Origin of the sequence: Escherichia sp. 93.1518 (assembly GCF_013368915.2) — a bacterium.
Classification (GTDB): domain Bacteria; phylum Pseudomonadota; class Gammaproteobacteria; order Enterobacterales; family Enterobacteriaceae; genus Escherichia; species Escherichia ruysiae.
In genome coordinates, this window is sequence record NZ_JABWMT020000021.1 from 44,197 (window position 1) to 59,987 (window position 15,791).

The following is a 15,791-nucleotide window of genomic DNA, read 5'->3' on the forward strand; positions in this document are numbered from 1 at the left end:
TTATATATTATGAGGATTGCCCCGTCAGCCGCAGCGCATCCACATACCGCCCCTCGCTGTTCTGCTGCCAGAACCAGCCCTGCCCTTGTTGTGCCTGCGTCAGCATTTTGTCCGGCCAGCCCGGCCACGGCAGGTGCCGCACGCCGGGCAGTTCCACAACCGGTGCGTCCGGCAGGCCGGTGAGTTCCCGGCTGCGCTGCGGTACACGCCGCAAACCACGCAACCACTGCGCCCAGCGTGGCCCCGGTCGCCACATCGCCCACAGCTGGTCTGCCTGCTCCGCCAGTCGCCCGCAGCGTTCTGTCTGTGGTGAGACATGTACTGCCGCCAGTCTTGCCAGCCAGTACAGCCAGCCTTGCGTTTCATCCAGACTCTCTTCCAGCCATTCCCGTCCGACACGCTGGTAAATCACCAGCGGCCACGGCCTGCCCGTGCTGTCACGTGAGGCGGTCAGTACCCCTGTCAGCCATTCATCACGCCCGCCAATGGGTAAAAACCCCGGCGACAGGACGAAGCTCCACGGCAGCGGATGGTGCTCCGGCAGCACCGACGTTTCACGCGGTGATAAGTGCATCCAACCGTCATTCTCTCCCGTCGTCACGGTATTCGATCCTTCCGGCAGTACAATATGCCGCCCCTGCCCAAGCCACGTCTGCTGGTTCAGCCACGCCTGCCACACCTGTCCTTCGTTCGCGCTCACCCGCCAGCGCACATAATCACGCTGGTCCGGCAACCTACCGAACATCGCCGGGGTCGATACTGCCGTAGCACGGCGCATTAGAGCGCCCTCTCCGGGCAGGCGAAGCGTTGCAGTAGTCCCCGGTTCACCGGGTCAAAGTCTCTCCCGGCGGTGATTTCCAGCACTACCCGTCGCCCATCAAAACTGTACTCCACCTGCTGCGTTCCCCGTACCGCTGTATCCTGCGCGTTACCCGCGTCCAGCAGGTGAAACAGCGCCCACGGCCCGTTAGTCAGTAGCGTCGAGGTGTCCTGGCGGATGCGCGGGCTAGCGGTGATTTCCGCCATTGAGCCGTTGCGCGGCCCCGGCCAGTTCACTTTTAGCGGCCTGACCGGGCCGTGAGCGTAGCGCAACACCTGACCGTCAATATCAATCACCAGTTCGGTGATGGCAGGGTCCATATCCACGACGCGAACCTGCATCGCCCAGGAGAACTTTTTCCCACCTTCCCCGTTAAAAAAAACGCTTCGGATCTGTTTCGCCTCCTGAAATGGCGTCAGATCCGGCCCCTGTAAGGTCATATTGCCTTCGGTCGGTTTGTAGCGCCACGGATTGCTGGCGGTATCCGCCAGCGGGGCCAGTTGTTTCGTCCAGAAGGCATCCAGCACGCCGCCGCTGGCAAAGATACGGTTAAAATCGTCCGCGCTGACTTCCTGTGGACTGTCGGCAAAGGGATAACGTCCGTCAATGGCATCACGGCACTCATCACCGATCACCGCCTCCATTTGCGCATTCAGCACTTCACCCGTTCCGGCATTGATTTTGCGTGTCCCCTGCTGTGTTAAATCCAGCAGAATATTTTTCAGCGGCGCGGGTAGTTTTGCTGCCTCCAGTTGCAGTTTATCCGCCGCCGAAATGCGACCCGGTAATGTGCTGGCCGCCAGTGCACTGTCTGCAATGGTGAGCTGGGTGTAATATTCATTGAGCATCGTCAGCAACGAATTAAGCTGTGGCGCGCCGCCCCCTTGTCCGCTGTCCATACGCCCGGAAACAACTTCCCGCAATGCGGCAAAACGATCATCCACCAGCGTTTTCTCCAGACGTTCTTCTGGATGGATGTCCTGGAACAACTTCGCCGTCTGTACCGCTTTTCCCGCATTACCGGAAAGCCGATCCTGCGCTCGCTGGGCCATCTGCTTTTGTCTGGCCTGTGCATCCAGCGGCGGTACCAGGGTGGTCTGCTCCACCACGGCTTTACTCAGCCGCATCAGCGGTGAATCCGGCGAGGCCAGGGTACGAAGCACCTGAAGGTCATAGGCCAGCCCCGGACCACCGTCCCCCCCCGGCGCTGTTGATGCTGTGAATACTGACCAGAAAATCCTGCCACCGGCGGGCATATTCAGCCAGGTACAGGCGACGGACTTCACGGGTAACCGGGAGTTCCTGTCCCGGTAGCTGGCTCATTACATTCTCAGTCGTTTTTTTTGCGCATTTTCCCGCCCCATTACCCAGGCATCATTCGCTGACGCTGCGGTAACAAATTCAGGCAGTCGTTTGTCAAATAACCCCCGGTAGCCTTCGCGGGTGAAGATACCCGGTACACCCCGATCCAGCGGCGCGCCATCCGTGCGAACAAAGACGCTTCCTGCATCTGCCCCTACAGCGCGCACCAGCGAAAACTCCTGCGGTGCTTCACTCTCCATAGAAGCCAGTGCACGAGCATAGATACGCTCAGTGCTGGTGTGTCCATCGAGGAAAGTTCGCGCCTGGCGGATCAACCTCTCATCTTTTTCGTAGGGCGAATGCACTACGCGGCTACCGTCAAACAGAGCGTCGATATGTTCCAGCACGGCTGCGCGACCACCAAATTCCGCCATGCTATCTCGGTTGTCCAGGTCATTCAGTACCCATGAGTGAATTTCCGCCGCGTTGTATTTGTCCTCGTGGTCTTTATCGAGGTTCAGCAGCAGATAAACATGCAGGGCGTCATAGGCGGCTTTGCTGTCCTGACGCGCTATCGCATCCGAAAGCACATATTCCATGCGTTTTACCAGCGGCGGCAGCAGCAACCGTTCCAGCAGGCGGTCATACAGGGACGCCACGCTCTCCGTCACCGGCGGAACGCTGTAAAGGCCATAACGCCAGGCCAGCGGTGGTGAGTCAGGATCCAGACCAGGCCAGGCTGACAACGCCCGTGCCTGGTTCAATAATGCCGGAACCGGCTGCATCGCGGGGCTTCCGGTATAGTCTTTGACATCGGCATCCAGTCGGGTCGTACGGTTAGCAATTTCGCTCAGATACCCGTTGTTACCCTGCTGGCTGCCCTGCATTCCCTGCCATAACCAGAAAGCCAGCGCCAGTACCAACAGATGCCCGCCGGTACGCAGTAGCCGGTAACGCCATGCCCACTGGAGATTCGGCTCCACCAGGTGCGCTTCACGGAAGATTAACTGTTTCAGTAGATCGTGGAGAAAATAGCTGCGGTTGCCGTCCGGCAGGGTATGAGACGGTGAATCCGCCTTCCCTTTTATTGCCCGCACAAAACGCTGCCAGATGCCCGTATGGTCTGCCACGGCGTCCGCCTGCGCCTGCGCGGCGCTGGTGAAAAAGATGCCGCGTAGGGTGTTGTTAAGCTGGGTGGCGTCGAATTTTGAATCGAGGAAGATCTGTTCAATGGCTTCCAGCAATGGCGCGCCCAGCGCGGCAAATTCACGCGGGAAGCGGTAGAGCCGTTGGCGGCTTTTAAGGTCGTACTCCTCCTGCAACCGGGTATCCAGCCCCTGATCCAGCCGCCGCGTCAGATTTGCCAGTTCCTGCCCACAGAGCGCATGTCGCGACTGCAGATCTGCGGAATTCCGTTTCCGGCTGTAAGGCAAAGTGAAGCCCCATACCTGGGTACGAAGGTGACTGGTAAGACCACGGAAATACTCCGTAAAGCCCGGCAACAGATCCATTTTTGTGACAATAAGATACACAGGAAAACGGATCCCTAGCGTCTCTCTCAGTTCTGCCAGCCGTGCACGCAGGGCTGCACAAGTAGCCAGGCGTTCTGCCGATGACTGCGCGGTTAGATCTGCCACGTTCAGCGTCAGAAGCACGCCGTTCAACGGCGCGTTGGGGCGGTGTTTTCGCAGCAACCCCAAAAACCCTTGCCACTCTCCGGCGTTACGCTGTGTCGCGTTCGTTTCGCCGCCGTCATCATGGCGGGCATAGCGCCCAGCGGTATCGATAAGTACCGCTTCGTTGGTAAACCACCAGTCGCAATGCAGCGTGCCGCCACCAGGTACATTCAGGATATGTACGGTCTGTTCCATCTGTTCTGCTAGTGGGAACTGCAATCCAGTGTTGAGCAACGCGGTAGTTTTACCATCGCCTGGACTGCCGATGACCATAAACCACGGTAACTCGTACAGAAAACGCTTTCCTTCCAGGATCTTACGCCAAAATGGCTGATCTACTCGTAGTTGTTTCAGTTGCCGGATGGCGCGGGTGACAATATTGCTAACGGTGCGCAAATCAGCTTTAATTTCCCCGGCCACCGGCACGTCTTCCCCACGAGGATGCAGGAAACGGCGCAACAATTGTTCATCCAGGCGCAGCGCCCGCCACAGGCGGTACAGGCCGTATAGTGCATAAGTCAGCAGGATCAGACCGATAAGCGCCAGACGCAGCCACAATGGCGTAAAAGGGCGAACGTCGCCAAAGGCCAGCAACGGTGACACAAAACCGATGATCAGGCACAGAACCGTAACGCCAATAATGCTCATTGACCAGTTCACCAGCCACAGTATGAGTAGCATCAATAACAGAACAATGGTCACCCCCCGATTGCCCACAGACGCCAGCGGATGCAGGGTGTCAAACGCCACCAGCGGTCCGATAAACCAGACCAGCAGCGCCAGCATCACCACGCCGACAATCGCCAGTGCGCGTCGGGAAAACAGCAGACTGAGAAATTTTTGCATTATTGTTCAGAGCTCCATGCGATAATCAGTAATAGCAAAATACCCAGGACTGAAAACCCCTTTCCTGTACGTGATACTGAAAGAAAATAAAGAACAATCTGAATAGCCGCTGAAATAGAATAAATTAATCTTCTGATTACCTCTCTATTTCCATTTCCCTGAGGCAATGCTGTTATTGAAGGCTCCATATCCTGCATCCACTGATACTCATTCCCGGAAAAAAGCATGATAGTGACCAACCCCATAATGAATAATAACCATCCTGTTATCTTAATTATTTTTTTCATGAGGACTCCCTGGCAGTCATTAATAAACCAGAGAAATGTAACCAGTTGTTGATAATAAAATCGCCATAGCTGGTATCTTTCTTTATTTTTTCCAGACTAAGAGAAATACCTCGATTATAACGAGCTCCAATAATTCTTATTTGTTCTTCTGTCAGGTGAGGTAAGGATACCTGAAAGCCATCTTTTTCAGCCAATTGATAAAGATGTCTTGCAGCTAATTGTATATTAAACACATTATGTTGGAGACAATTTGCCAGCTCACGCAACTGAGAATTATCCATTTTAGTCTCATCAAGCCCGAGTGTTTTGGCAGCAGTTCGCAATTGCATACTCACCGCACCAAAAGATGTTTTTTCTGGTTTCGAAGCTATTGTGATATGTTCATCAACCCACTCAGGCCCACTCCAACTCATAGCACGAAATTCAAATGCCAACGTGTCTATAATCTGAGGGTCTCCCCCTACTTCAATCCAACAAACTCCAGCAAGCAAGGGAGCAGGTAAATGCCAGGCATTTGCAGCTGCATTGATCAAAAGGCTGTTATGCTTCACCCAACCATCTTTAAAATAACGCCCAAATGCTACTCCTCCCCCCCATTTTTTAGGCGCCAGTTTCCAGAATATAAATTCTGTTACTCCCCACACTGGCGAATGGTTAGACGCATTACACTCCAGCTTTTCCATTATTAATTTACTCCACCACCAGAATTTCTACCCGGCGATTCTGCGCTCGTCCGGTTTTAGTGCGGTTATCAGCCACCGGCACGGTATCCCCCTTCCCGACAACCCGGATTCGACTGGCAGAAACGCCACCGGACTTCAACAGCATAGCCACTTCCGTCGCCCTTTTTTCCGATAGCTCCTGGTTAGATGGGAATTCCACAGAATGGATCGGCTGGCTGTCGGTGTGGCCGGTCACCGTCACTGCGCCCCCCACTCGCGCAATCTCGCGCGCGGCCTTATCAATCACCGGGCGGAGCGCGTCATTCACGGTTTTCTGCCCCGGTACAAACATCGTGTCGCCCCGGAAGACCACCCGACTGTGATGCTCATCTTCCTCCACCGTCAGCAGACCACGGGTGATCTCGTTCGCCAGCAAGATTTTCAGTCGCAGCTTATGCACGGGAACGGGGGGTGGCGGCAGATTTTTACCAATGGCATCGATACGCTGCTGTACGGCTTCTGTGGCGAGACTCATCCGGTGGTTGTAAAAACCAAATAAGGTCAACATCACCAGCAGGGCTATTCCGCCACTCAGCCAGACCGGCACCCGCTGCATCCGCCGAATCCGACCGCCGACGGCACCGGTGAAACCAGGCGAAAGTGTTGGTGTTACCGGATCGCGGCGCTGGATCAGTTGAGTCAGCAGTTGCTGGCGGATATCATCCAGTTGTTTACGCCCGTCAGGGCGCACGCTGTAACGCCCCTCAAAGCCCAGCCCCAGTATGTGGTAAATGATTTCCAGCACATCGCTGTGCTCCTGGAAGCTGGAGGCCAGACGACCAATTATCTGAAACAGCTTGATGCCACCTTCACTTTCGCCATGAAAGGTGATCAGCAGGCTTTTTCCAGCCCAAACCCCACGTCGCCCCCAGCTTGTATTGTTGGCGGCTTCATCCAGCGCCGTACACAAGCAATAGCGAACCGCCAGCACATGCTCGCGGCGCAGGTTTGCCTGGTCGCACAGCGTCTGATATCGGCGAACCTCCCGCTCTAGCAGGGCTCGGTAATGTTCGATAAAACCAGGGGCGAGTTCGCGGGGCATCTGCGCCAGTGCGCATAACAGAGGACTTGCCGCCGCCAGCAGAGGATTAGCGGCAGCAGTGATTTCAGCCAGCCGGAGTTTCATATCCGGGCCGTCCTCAACTACCACCTTGCTCTCCTCCTTGCGAAGACTGTCCTTTATGCCCGCGCCGTAACCGTCATTGTCGGGTGCCTTTCCCCCCCCGGTTGATGGCTGAAATGGCAGGGTATTCGCCGCCTGCGGCGTCAGGATATCGTTGGTCATTTATCACGCACTCCCCACAGAGCCATCTCCAGCCCCGGAAACTCTCCGGCAGTGTGCATGGCCATACCTCCATAGCGGGCAATATGTTCCCAAAGCACTCCATCGCGGCGAATGTCGTAATAGATGTACCCGGACTGGAACGGAATCTGACGCGGGGGAACCGGCAGCACCTGCAAAGTCAGCCCCGGCAGGTGCGAGCGGATCAGTTCCGGCAGGCGTTCGGACGGCCCGATTTTGGTCTGGGCGGAAAAATATTGCAGCAGGGCGTCGGCAGACATCTGCGCCTTCACCGTCAGCACCAGCGCGCTGAAACCCGATAGTTCGGAAGGTTCAACCACCGCATTGAGGATGCCATAAGCCCCCTCTTCCAGCGGAATCCGCTGCGCCCCCCGGATCAGCACGGCATTCAGCAGGTACTGTACCTCGTCCACTACCGATTTCAGCCCAGCATAAGGCGTCAGGTGTTTATATTCTTTATATTCTTCCGGGCGGCGAGTTTGTGGTCGCACATAGGTCGAGAGTTCACCGGCCAGTTCGGACAGATTACGATAGAGCACTTCCGGCGACAGCGGCGTTTTCGCCAGATGGATAAGTAATGGGCCAAAACGATTGAGAATTTGTAACAGCAGGTAATCCGACACTTCCGCCGCCTCATGGCCGTGTTTATCACTGCCCGTCAACCGTTCCGCCAGTGAATCTGCGCGCATTTTTATCAGATCGTTGATCCACGACAGCCAGGTGCATATCAGTGAACTTGCCTGGTAGTTCACCACTGGCGGGATCAAATCTTTGTCAAGCTCGATCCGTCCATCAGGATGCTGGGCCGTAATGCGTGTCAGCGGCAGACCGATCCACGCATCCGTCACTGCCTTTTCCGGCAGTAGCCGCAGACGCAGGTGGCTGAGCTGCAACAATTGTGCGCCACGCCCCAACGAGTTGGCATCGCGAATTTCATTTTCATGCACCGAAAAGCGCGCCAGCGATTCCGGGTTATTGTCGAAGCTGGTTTCCTCGCTGTTCGGCGTTCGTACCGGCACCGCCAGGCAAATCTGCTGGTTAAGATGCTCCGGCAGAATGGTCAACGGCGGCGGCAGCGGCGTATGGCCCGGCGCATTAAACGGCGTACCGTCAGCAAACACCCCGGCAGCCTCCTTCAGCACCAGTTTGCCGATGTTCAGCGCCTCACTGTCAATGCTGTATTCACTAAAGCCCCAGAAAAAGGGGGAAAGCGGCAGACTGCGGTAGTGAATAACGTGTTCCAGATAGCGTTCCTGCTGCTGAAACATCTGTGGCAGCAAAAATTGTCCTTCACTCCAGACCACCCGGTTATTCCAACTCATAATTTACTCATCCCGTTCTTTAATCACGATGGCGCTTTGCTCTATGCCAGCATCCAGTTCGACTTTTTTCTTCGGCATAAAGCGGCTGTACCAACTTTTTTCCGGTGGATCAGGAATTTTATATGTAGCCCGCCAGACCGATTTTCCCAGATTGCGGTATCCGGCGAGGATCCCCAGCGTGGTAGTTTCCTTATTGAGGGAGCGGCGCAATTTTTTCTCCTCGCCCGGACGCAGGATAAAGCTATCGCGGTGCAGTAAATCATCGGCAAGAACAGCCTTGTCATTCTCCTGAAGTGACCACCAGTCCGCCGCCGTGAAAGCTGCATCATTTTTCAGTTCATAAACGCGTATCTCTATGGGCGCGGCTTTTTTCTGATTGTCAGGATTCACCTTATCGGAAGCCTTAATCACCAGATCGAGTCTTTGTGACATCAGGTCCGGCACGTCGTCGCTGTCAATACTGCACCCGGAAAGCAGGCAGACAAAAGACAAAGCTACCGCACATAACCACCCACCGGGGTTACGCCATTTATTCACTGTAATTTCCTTTAAAATCAAATAATAAAAACCAGCCAGGCTATTTACCTGGCCGGAAAAGTACCGCTTAAATTTCTTTATTGGCCTTGAAGTCGTAGCCTGCGGTGATAGTGCCGCCACTGCCGCCCTGCTGGTTCTGCACCACGTATTCCTGTTTCACGGTGCTGAAAGAGAGTTCGACTCTCTCGCGGGAGGCGATCTCGCCCTCCTTGCTACCACTGGGGGAAACCACAGCCACAATCAGATCAGTAAAGGTATACTTGAGGTATTCCAGTGGATTGCCGCCTGCTTTACGCATGACAAGGATAGACTTCGGAATATGCTTACCGGAGGCGCAGTATTTGAACAGATTCGGGCTGGCGCGATCGATGTAATGTTCAAACTCCAGGTTAGTCACGGAGACTTTACCGGATCCCAGACCGCTGCCTGCGTGCATGGTGGACTCCTGATGGATATTCCAGCGCCAGCTCAGTACCTCAATTTCATTTTTATGTTTGTCATCCATTGACTCGCCGTCAATGCCGTCAATTTTCAGAAAAATGTCATAAGCCATTTTTATTTCCTTATTAAGAATTACTTAAAAATAATCTCTGATTTATCTGTACATCTGGATACAGGTAAATCATTGCCGTACAGCCCCCCCTCTCCTTATTTCAGAAGAACAGAAGGCTGTATAATTTCCGGTAATGAGATACCGGCATATAATTAATTCATAAACTGAATGTATTATATCTATTTACATATCACAGATACTGATGACTCTCTTTGTTCCCGCTGACCCGGCAGAGAAGATGCCTGACACTGTGTCGCCGATGCAGGTACCGGTTGTGATAACCAAACCTGTCCGTGGTTATAAATACAGGAAACCCAGTAACGTTCACTATCCTGATTACTGTTCGTTGTGGTATCCCATATTTGCCTGTTTTCACCCTTTATTTTCTCTGTCTCTGGTTTTAGATCCACCCGGTTTTCAGGTTTTCCCTGCGACATCCCTACACCGTCCAACCACAGACGGGGTTCATAGCGGGAAGATTCCTGCCACGATGTAGGTACATCCGACTCCAGTACTGTCGTTGAGGATTTTATATTGATAAATACGGGGCAACTGACTTCCCACGCTGCAACAGATTGTGAATAAAACAACATATAACCCAATAACAGAGAAAAAATAAAACGCGTCTCCATAGCATCTATTCTCTACTCAATAACATAAAAAGCTTCCGCATTATTACTGGCATCAGGATAGGATCCATCGCTGCGCATTCCACCTTTTCTGGAGATTTTGCGCGCCGATACATTCGAGGCTTTACCTGTCCACTGGTCCATAACATAAATATACGAATCATCTTGTTCGAGATAGAAAGCAGCATGTTTATGAGCATCTTCCCTCGGTGGATATTTCCCATTCACAAAAGTCGCGATTGCTGTTCCTCTGCGGATCGATTTATCTCCGAAAACTTTCCGCCCCTGCTTCCACGTTCCGGTATGCCCTACATGTGCATATACCTGAACTAAGAACACACATTCCTTTCTGTCTCCTGCTCCCGCCATTCCCACCATTTCAGTGCCCTGCAATGAATCTACCAGGCCATAAACATATGCCATATCTCCCCCTGAGTATTATCTGACATCATTCATTAAAATATTCATAAAACTCAGGCATTACCCTGTTTTACTGACGGCAGTTTTGTGACCAGACGCAGCGACCCCGTTAATCCTTCAAGCTGGAAATGCGGGCGCAGGAAAAATTTGGCATCGTAATAACCCGGATTACCCTCCACTTCTTCCACCACCACTTCAGCAGCTGCCAGCGGCCGACGAGCTTTGGTTTCCTGTGAGGAGTTCACCGGATCGGCATCAACGTAGTTCATGATCCATTCATTGAGCCAGCGTTGCATATCTTCACGCTCTTTGAACGAACCGATCTTGTCGCGCACGATACATTTGAGAAAGTGCGCAAACCGCGAACAGGCGAACAGATATGGCAACCGGGCTGAGAGATTGGCGTTAGCCGTGGCATCTGGATCGTAATATTCCTGCGGCTTCTGTAGCGATTGTGCGCCAATAAAGGCGGCGTAATCAGAGTTTTTGCGATGGATAAGTGGGATAAAGCCATTTTTTGCCAGTTCTGCTTCTCGACGGTCAGAGATGGCGATTTCCGTCGGGCATTTCATATCCACGCCGCCGTCATCGGTCGGGAAGGTATGACAGGGCAGATTTTCCACCGCCCCACCGGATTCCACACCACGGATCAACGTACACCAACCGTAATGTTTGAAAGAACGGTTGATATTTACACCCATTGCATAGGCGGCATTGCTCCAGACATATTTGCTGTGATCTGCGCCATCCGCATCTTCTTCAAAATCAAACTCATCGACAGGGTTTGTTTTCGCACCATAAGGTAAACGGGAGAGAAAACGCGGCATCGTCAGGCCAATGTAACGAGAATCCTCGCTTTTACGCAGCGAGTTCCACGGTGCATATTCGAGGTTCTGGGTGACAATTTTGGTCAGGTCACGCGGGTTGGCCAGTTCCTGCCAGGAATCCATCTGCAACACTGATGGAGAGGCTCCGGCAATAAACGGCGCATGAGCTGAGGCTGCCACTTTGGCAATGGAGCCGAGCAGATCCACATCCGGTGGGGTGTGATCAAAATAATAATCCGCAATGATACAACCGTAGGGTTCTCCGCCTAACTGCCCATATTCGGCTTCATACAGCTTTTTGAACATGGGGCTTTGATCCCACGCGATCCCTTTGTAACGTTTCATATTTTTCCGCAATTCATCCTTCGAAAGGTTCATAAAGCGGATTTTTAATTTTTCATCGGTTTCAGTGTTGTAAACCAAATGTTCCATCCCACGCCAGGAGGACTCCAGTTTCTGAAATTCCGGATGACTCAGGATTAGCTTGATCTGTTCCGTTAATTTGAAATCGATCTGCTCAATAATCGTAGCAATACTTTTATAAGCATCGTCACTGACGGTGACAGAGTTTGCCAGCGCCTGTTGGGCCAGTGTCTGAACTGCAGCCTCAACAGCCTTTGCTGCTTGAGGTGTCTTGGGACGGAAGGCTTTATCCAGCAGCGAATCAAACTCCGTTTCCTGATAGGCAGTGGTTTGCGCAGTAGAGAGGTCGCCAGTCGCCAGAAGAGTATCGTTTACCATGAAAGTTCCTTAATAAAATCGCAGTTAGTCTGCTGTTCCCGTTTCACCTGATAAGACACTTTCCTGTTGAGCGACAGGTTTTGGCGCGCTGGCCAGAGCTTTCAGTAACGTTGGGTCTTGTAATAGTTTGTTGATCAGATTTTCTGCTCCCGCTTTACCATCCATATAGGTTTGCAGGTTGGCAAGCTGAGTACGTGCTTCCAGCAACTGGTTCAGGGCATCCACCTTACGGGCAATCTGCGCAGGCGAAAAATCGTCCATATTCTCTAACGTGATATCGACCATTAACTGCCCTTCGCCCGTCAGCGTATTGGGGACAGCAAATGCCACGCGCGGCGCAATGGCTTTCATCCGCTCGTTGAAGTTATCGATATCAATATCAAGGAATTTACGATCGGTGACCGGTGGCAGTTCTTCGCGTGGTTTACCGGCCAGATCGGCCAGTACCGCCATGACAAACGGCAGTTCGATTTTTTTCTCGGAGCCGTAAATCTCAACGTCATACTCAATCTGTACACGGGGCGCGCGGTTGCGGGCAATAAACTTCTGCGCGCTATTGTTGATAGCCATAATCCTTCATTTCCTTATCAGTCAGCCGACGACACCAGGGGAGTGGTCCGACGGTACAGTTTAAAAATCATACGCAGAGAGTATTTTTATAATCTCTTTGTTTTCTTTGTATTTTTTCCGCAACACAGGGAGTGATTTCTTCGCCGGAGGACACCAGGTATCAACCCCTTTTTCGATGTCTCTTTTATCCTTCTCTGGTAAAGAACTGTCCCATTCACCAGCAAGATGCTGGCACATTTCCGCATTACTCAGAAAATGCTGCACATCCTGTGGTAAAGGCGGTTCCCCCTGAACACAGAAAGCGAACATCATTAACAGGAATGTCAACAACATCGGATAACGAAATGTCATACTTAATGTCCGTCAATTGACCAGCGCATGAGATATGCTCTGGCGGGAGGGCGATATGTTGCAGAAATACAGCCCTTTGCACGCGCATTACCAGGCGTGCGCAAAAATTTATCTACCGATGCACAAAAAGCCCCCTGCAAATCATTGGTGGAAGAACCTCCAGGAAAGCGGCTAACCCACAACGCACCACTTAATTCTTTTGCAATAAGGATGTTCCATTAATCCGTTTCAAAAATAATCTGTTCATCCTCATCAACACGGATGCAGATTTGCGTGATAGCTGTTTTCTCTGCCATCGCCTGCAACCAGTAACGGGACAGTTGCGGCAGAATATGCTGCTCGATATAACCAATCAGCAAGCGTGCCCCTGTTTCGTGCATCGGGCAGTGCGCCACAATGTGCGTAATGAGTTCGTCGCCATAGATGAGTGAAACGCTATGCTGCTCTGCCATACGATCCATCAGTCTGCCAAGATGTAGACGGGCAATAACACCACGCGCCTTCTCATCCAACGGCAAATAAGGGATAACCGTCACCCGCCCCAGGAAAGCCGCTGGGAAATGTTTGCGTAACTCCGGCATTAACGCCTCTTTTAGCCCTGCTGAATCGGGCATCAGCGCCGGATCCTCATAGAGCTGGCTGATAAGCTCCGCACCTGCGTTAGTGGTCAACAACAGCGTGGTATTTTTGAAATCGATGTGGACACCTTCGCCATCCTCCATCGCGCCTTTATCGAATACCTGGTAGAACAACTCGTGGACGTCGTGATGGGCTTTTTCAATTTCATCCAGCAATACCACGCTCCAGGGATGGCGGCGTACGGCTTCCGTCAACACGCCGCCTTCGCCATAGCCAACATAGCCGGGCGGCGCGCCTTTCAGCGTGGAAACGGTGTGAGACTCCTGAAACTCGCTCATATTGATAGTAATCAGATTCTGCTCACCGCCGTAGATTGCTTCTGCCAGCGCCAGCGCGGTCTCGGTCTTGCCAACACCGGACGGCCCGGCCAGCAAAAAGACGCCCACAGGTTTGCGCGGATCGCCTAACCCCGCACGCGCGGTCTGGATACGCTCACCTATCTGCGCCAGAGCATCCATCTGCCCGGTAACACGTTGCGCCAGGCGGGCAGGCAGTTCCAGGATCTGGCTGGCTTCATCTTTTACCATGCGCCCAGCGGGAATGCCGGTCCAGTCGGAGACAATCGCCGCTACCACAGCCGCATTAACCTCCGGAAAAACGATGGGTTTTTCACCCTGCCAGACTCTTAATGCTGCTTCCGACTGTTGCAGTGTGGTTTCATCACGCTCGCCGGTTTTTGCAGCACGCAGCTCCTGTAATCTGTGAACCAGCTCTAGTTCTTGCTGCCAACGTTCATCCGCATCAAACAGTTCTCTTTTCAGCGATATAATCTGCGACGCCAGTGTGTCGCCTCGTTCTGCGCGGAGCCCCATTTTTTCCTGTTTTAATAGCAGCTCCTGCTCCATTTCGGCGGCTTTAAGCCGTTGACGCAGAAACTGGATATTTGCTGGTGGAGTGTGCAGCGACAGCGCCACGCGGGCTGCGGCTGTATCCAACAAACTGATGGCTTTGTCCGGTAGCTGTCGAGCCGGGATATAACGGTGAGAAAGCTGTACAGCAGCACGCACGGCCTCATCAAGGATCAGTACGTTATGGTGCTTTTCCAACGTGGTGACTAACCCGCGTACCATCTCAACAGCGGCGACCTCTTCCGGCTCTGCCACCTGCAACACCTGAAATCGCCGGGTCAATGCCGGATCTTTCTCTATATGGCGTTTATACTCACTCCAGGTGGTCGCCCCAATCGTTCGAAGACTGCCACGCGCCAGCGCCGGTTTCAGCAGGTTGGCAGCGTCACCTGTACCGGATGTACCTCCGGCGCCTACCAGGGTGTGAACCTCATCGACAAACAGAATCACCGGCTGCGGCGAGCACGCAGCCTCTTCCAGTAGCGCCTTCAGGCGGGATTCAAATTCGCCCTTCATGGACGCTCCGGCCAGCAGCGCCCCGACATCCAGCGACAGCAACCGCACGTTACGCAGTGAGGGCGGCACTTCCCCCTCGGCAATCGCCAGCGCGAACCCTTCCACCACAGCCGTTTTCCCGACGCCTGCCTCGCCAGTTAGCAACGGATTGTTCTGCCGACGGCGCAGCAGAATATCCGTCATAGTACGAATTTCGTGCTCGCGACCGGTGACTGGATCGATGCCACCTTCGCGAGCCTGTGCAGTCATGTCCTGACAGTATTTCGCCAGCGCGGATTTATTTCCTGCTGATTCACAGGAAAATGCCTGGCTGCTTTCTCCCGGAACCGCAGAATTCAAATCCGAACCATCATATGGAATCTCTGATATTTCAGGGGATGATGAGATTAAAGACGGAAGAATATCCAATAGCTCATTTACCGGTAACCCAGCCAATGGCGCACAGATATTTTTTAACACTCGATACAATTCTGGTGTGGTTAACCAGGCTAGTAGTAACCATCCGCTACGAATTTTGTGATCGCCAAAACGGATGCTTGCCAACATCCAGGCTTTTTCAACAGAAAGATCTATATGGTGGGAAAAGTCGCTAATTACGCTAGCTCCGTCAGGCAATATATCCAATTGCTGAATTAACGCATTCTCTACATCAAAAGATGTTATTTGGTAATGCCGAAGGACATGGTGAATATCATTCTCTGGTTGTTGTATTAGCTGATGCAACCAATGCGTTAGTTCGACATAAGGATTAGCGCGTAATTTACAGAACGTTGTCGCAGACTCCAAAGACCTGAATAAAGGTTTTGTTAGCTTTCCATATAGTGCACTGCGTGAAACAGGAGTGTCCATCTGTTACACCTGATGATGTAAGAACATATAAAT

The 15,791-nt window shown here is 52.8% G+C and carries 13 protein-coding genes and 1 pseudogene; all 14 read right to left on the reverse strand.

What is annotated here, in order from left to right:
* Nucleotides 1–7: 7 nt before the first annotated feature.
* The 14 genes and pseudogenes from HEN21_RS15725 to tssH all read right to left on the reverse strand — a co-directional run bounded on the left by HEN21_RS15725 (nt 8) and on the right by tssH (nt 15,758).
* A complete protein-coding gene (locus tag HEN21_RS15725) occupies nt 8–778 on the reverse strand; it encodes a TagF domain-containing protein (protein WP_176252569.1) in 771 nt (256 codons plus the stop codon).
* Nucleotides 778–4,644 (reverse strand): annotated as a pseudogene (tssM, locus tag HEN21_RS15730) (type VI secretion system membrane subunit TssM). Before tssM ends, HEN21_RS15725 begins: the two are co-directional and overlap by 1 nt.
* Entirely contained in the window at nt 4,644–4,931 is a 288-nt protein-coding gene (locus HEN21_RS15735) for a hypothetical protein (RefSeq protein ID WP_000720310.1), read from the reverse strand. Before HEN21_RS15735 ends, tssM begins: the two are co-directional and overlap by 1 nt.
* Nucleotides 4,928–5,614, reverse strand: coding sequence for a hypothetical protein (locus HEN21_RS15740; RefSeq protein WP_176252568.1), 687 nt, complete (start codon nt 5,612–5,614; stop codon nt 4,928–4,930). Before HEN21_RS15740 ends, HEN21_RS15735 begins: the two co-directional genes overlap by 4 nt.
* Before the next feature lie 7 nt (nt 5,615–5,621).
* Nucleotides 5,622–6,938, reverse strand: a complete 1,317-nt coding sequence (gene tssL, locus HEN21_RS15745; protein WP_176252567.1) for a type VI secretion system protein TssL, long form — start codon at nt 6,936–6,938, stop codon at nt 5,622–5,624.
* Entirely contained in the window at nt 6,935–8,278 is a 1,344-nt protein-coding gene (gene tssK / locus HEN21_RS15750; protein WP_016231583.1) for a type VI secretion system baseplate subunit TssK, read from the reverse strand. Before tssK ends, tssL begins: the two co-directional genes overlap by 4 nt.
* A 3-nt stretch (nt 8,279–8,281) precedes the next feature.
* Complete coding sequence (tssJ, locus tag HEN21_RS15755; RefSeq protein ID WP_001045932.1) at nt 8,282–8,815, reverse strand: type VI secretion system lipoprotein TssJ; 534 nt, start codon at nt 8,813–8,815, stop codon at nt 8,282–8,284.
* 67 nt (nt 8,816–8,882) lie between these two features.
* Nucleotides 8,883–9,368, reverse strand: a complete 486-nt coding sequence (locus HEN21_RS15760) for an Hcp family type VI secretion system effector (protein ID WP_000312804.1) — start codon at nt 9,366–9,368, stop codon at nt 8,883–8,885.
* Nucleotides 9,369–9,547: 179 nt separating this feature from the next.
* Nucleotides 9,548–10,000 carry an STY0301 family protein gene (locus HEN21_RS23310; RefSeq protein ID WP_309245439.1) on the reverse strand — a complete coding sequence of 151 codons (453 nt, stop codon included), beginning with the start codon at nt 9,998–10,000 and terminating at the stop codon, nt 9,548–9,550.
* Nucleotides 10,001–10,012: 12 nt separating this feature from the next.
* Nucleotides 10,013–10,420, reverse strand: a complete 408-nt coding sequence (locus tag HEN21_RS15765) for a BPSL0067 family protein (RefSeq protein ID WP_000332237.1) — start codon at nt 10,418–10,420, stop codon at nt 10,013–10,015.
* Nucleotides 10,421–10,470: 50 nt separating this feature from the next.
* Nucleotides 10,471–11,985, reverse strand: coding sequence for a type VI secretion system contractile sheath large subunit (gene tssC, locus HEN21_RS15770; RefSeq protein ID WP_021550244.1), 1,515 nt, complete (start codon nt 11,983–11,985; stop codon nt 10,471–10,473).
* Between the two features lie 24 nt (nt 11,986–12,009).
* Nucleotides 12,010–12,555: a type VI secretion system contractile sheath small subunit gene (gene tssB, locus HEN21_RS15775; RefSeq protein ID WP_000996814.1), complete on the reverse strand. Its 546-nt coding sequence runs from the start codon at nt 12,553–12,555 to the stop codon at nt 12,010–12,012.
* A 60-nt stretch (nt 12,556–12,615) separates the two neighbouring features.
* Nucleotides 12,616–12,906 carry a hypothetical protein gene (locus tag HEN21_RS15780; protein WP_176241723.1) on the reverse strand — a complete coding sequence of 97 codons (291 nt, stop codon included), beginning with the start codon at nt 12,904–12,906 and terminating at the stop codon, nt 12,616–12,618.
* A 218-nt stretch (nt 12,907–13,124) separates the two neighbouring features.
* Nucleotides 13,125–15,758 carry a type VI secretion system ATPase TssH gene (gene tssH / locus HEN21_RS15785; protein ID WP_176252566.1) on the reverse strand — a complete coding sequence of 878 codons (2,634 nt, stop codon included), beginning with the start codon at nt 15,756–15,758 and terminating at the stop codon, nt 13,125–13,127.
* Nucleotides 15,759–15,791 lie beyond the last annotated feature (33 nt).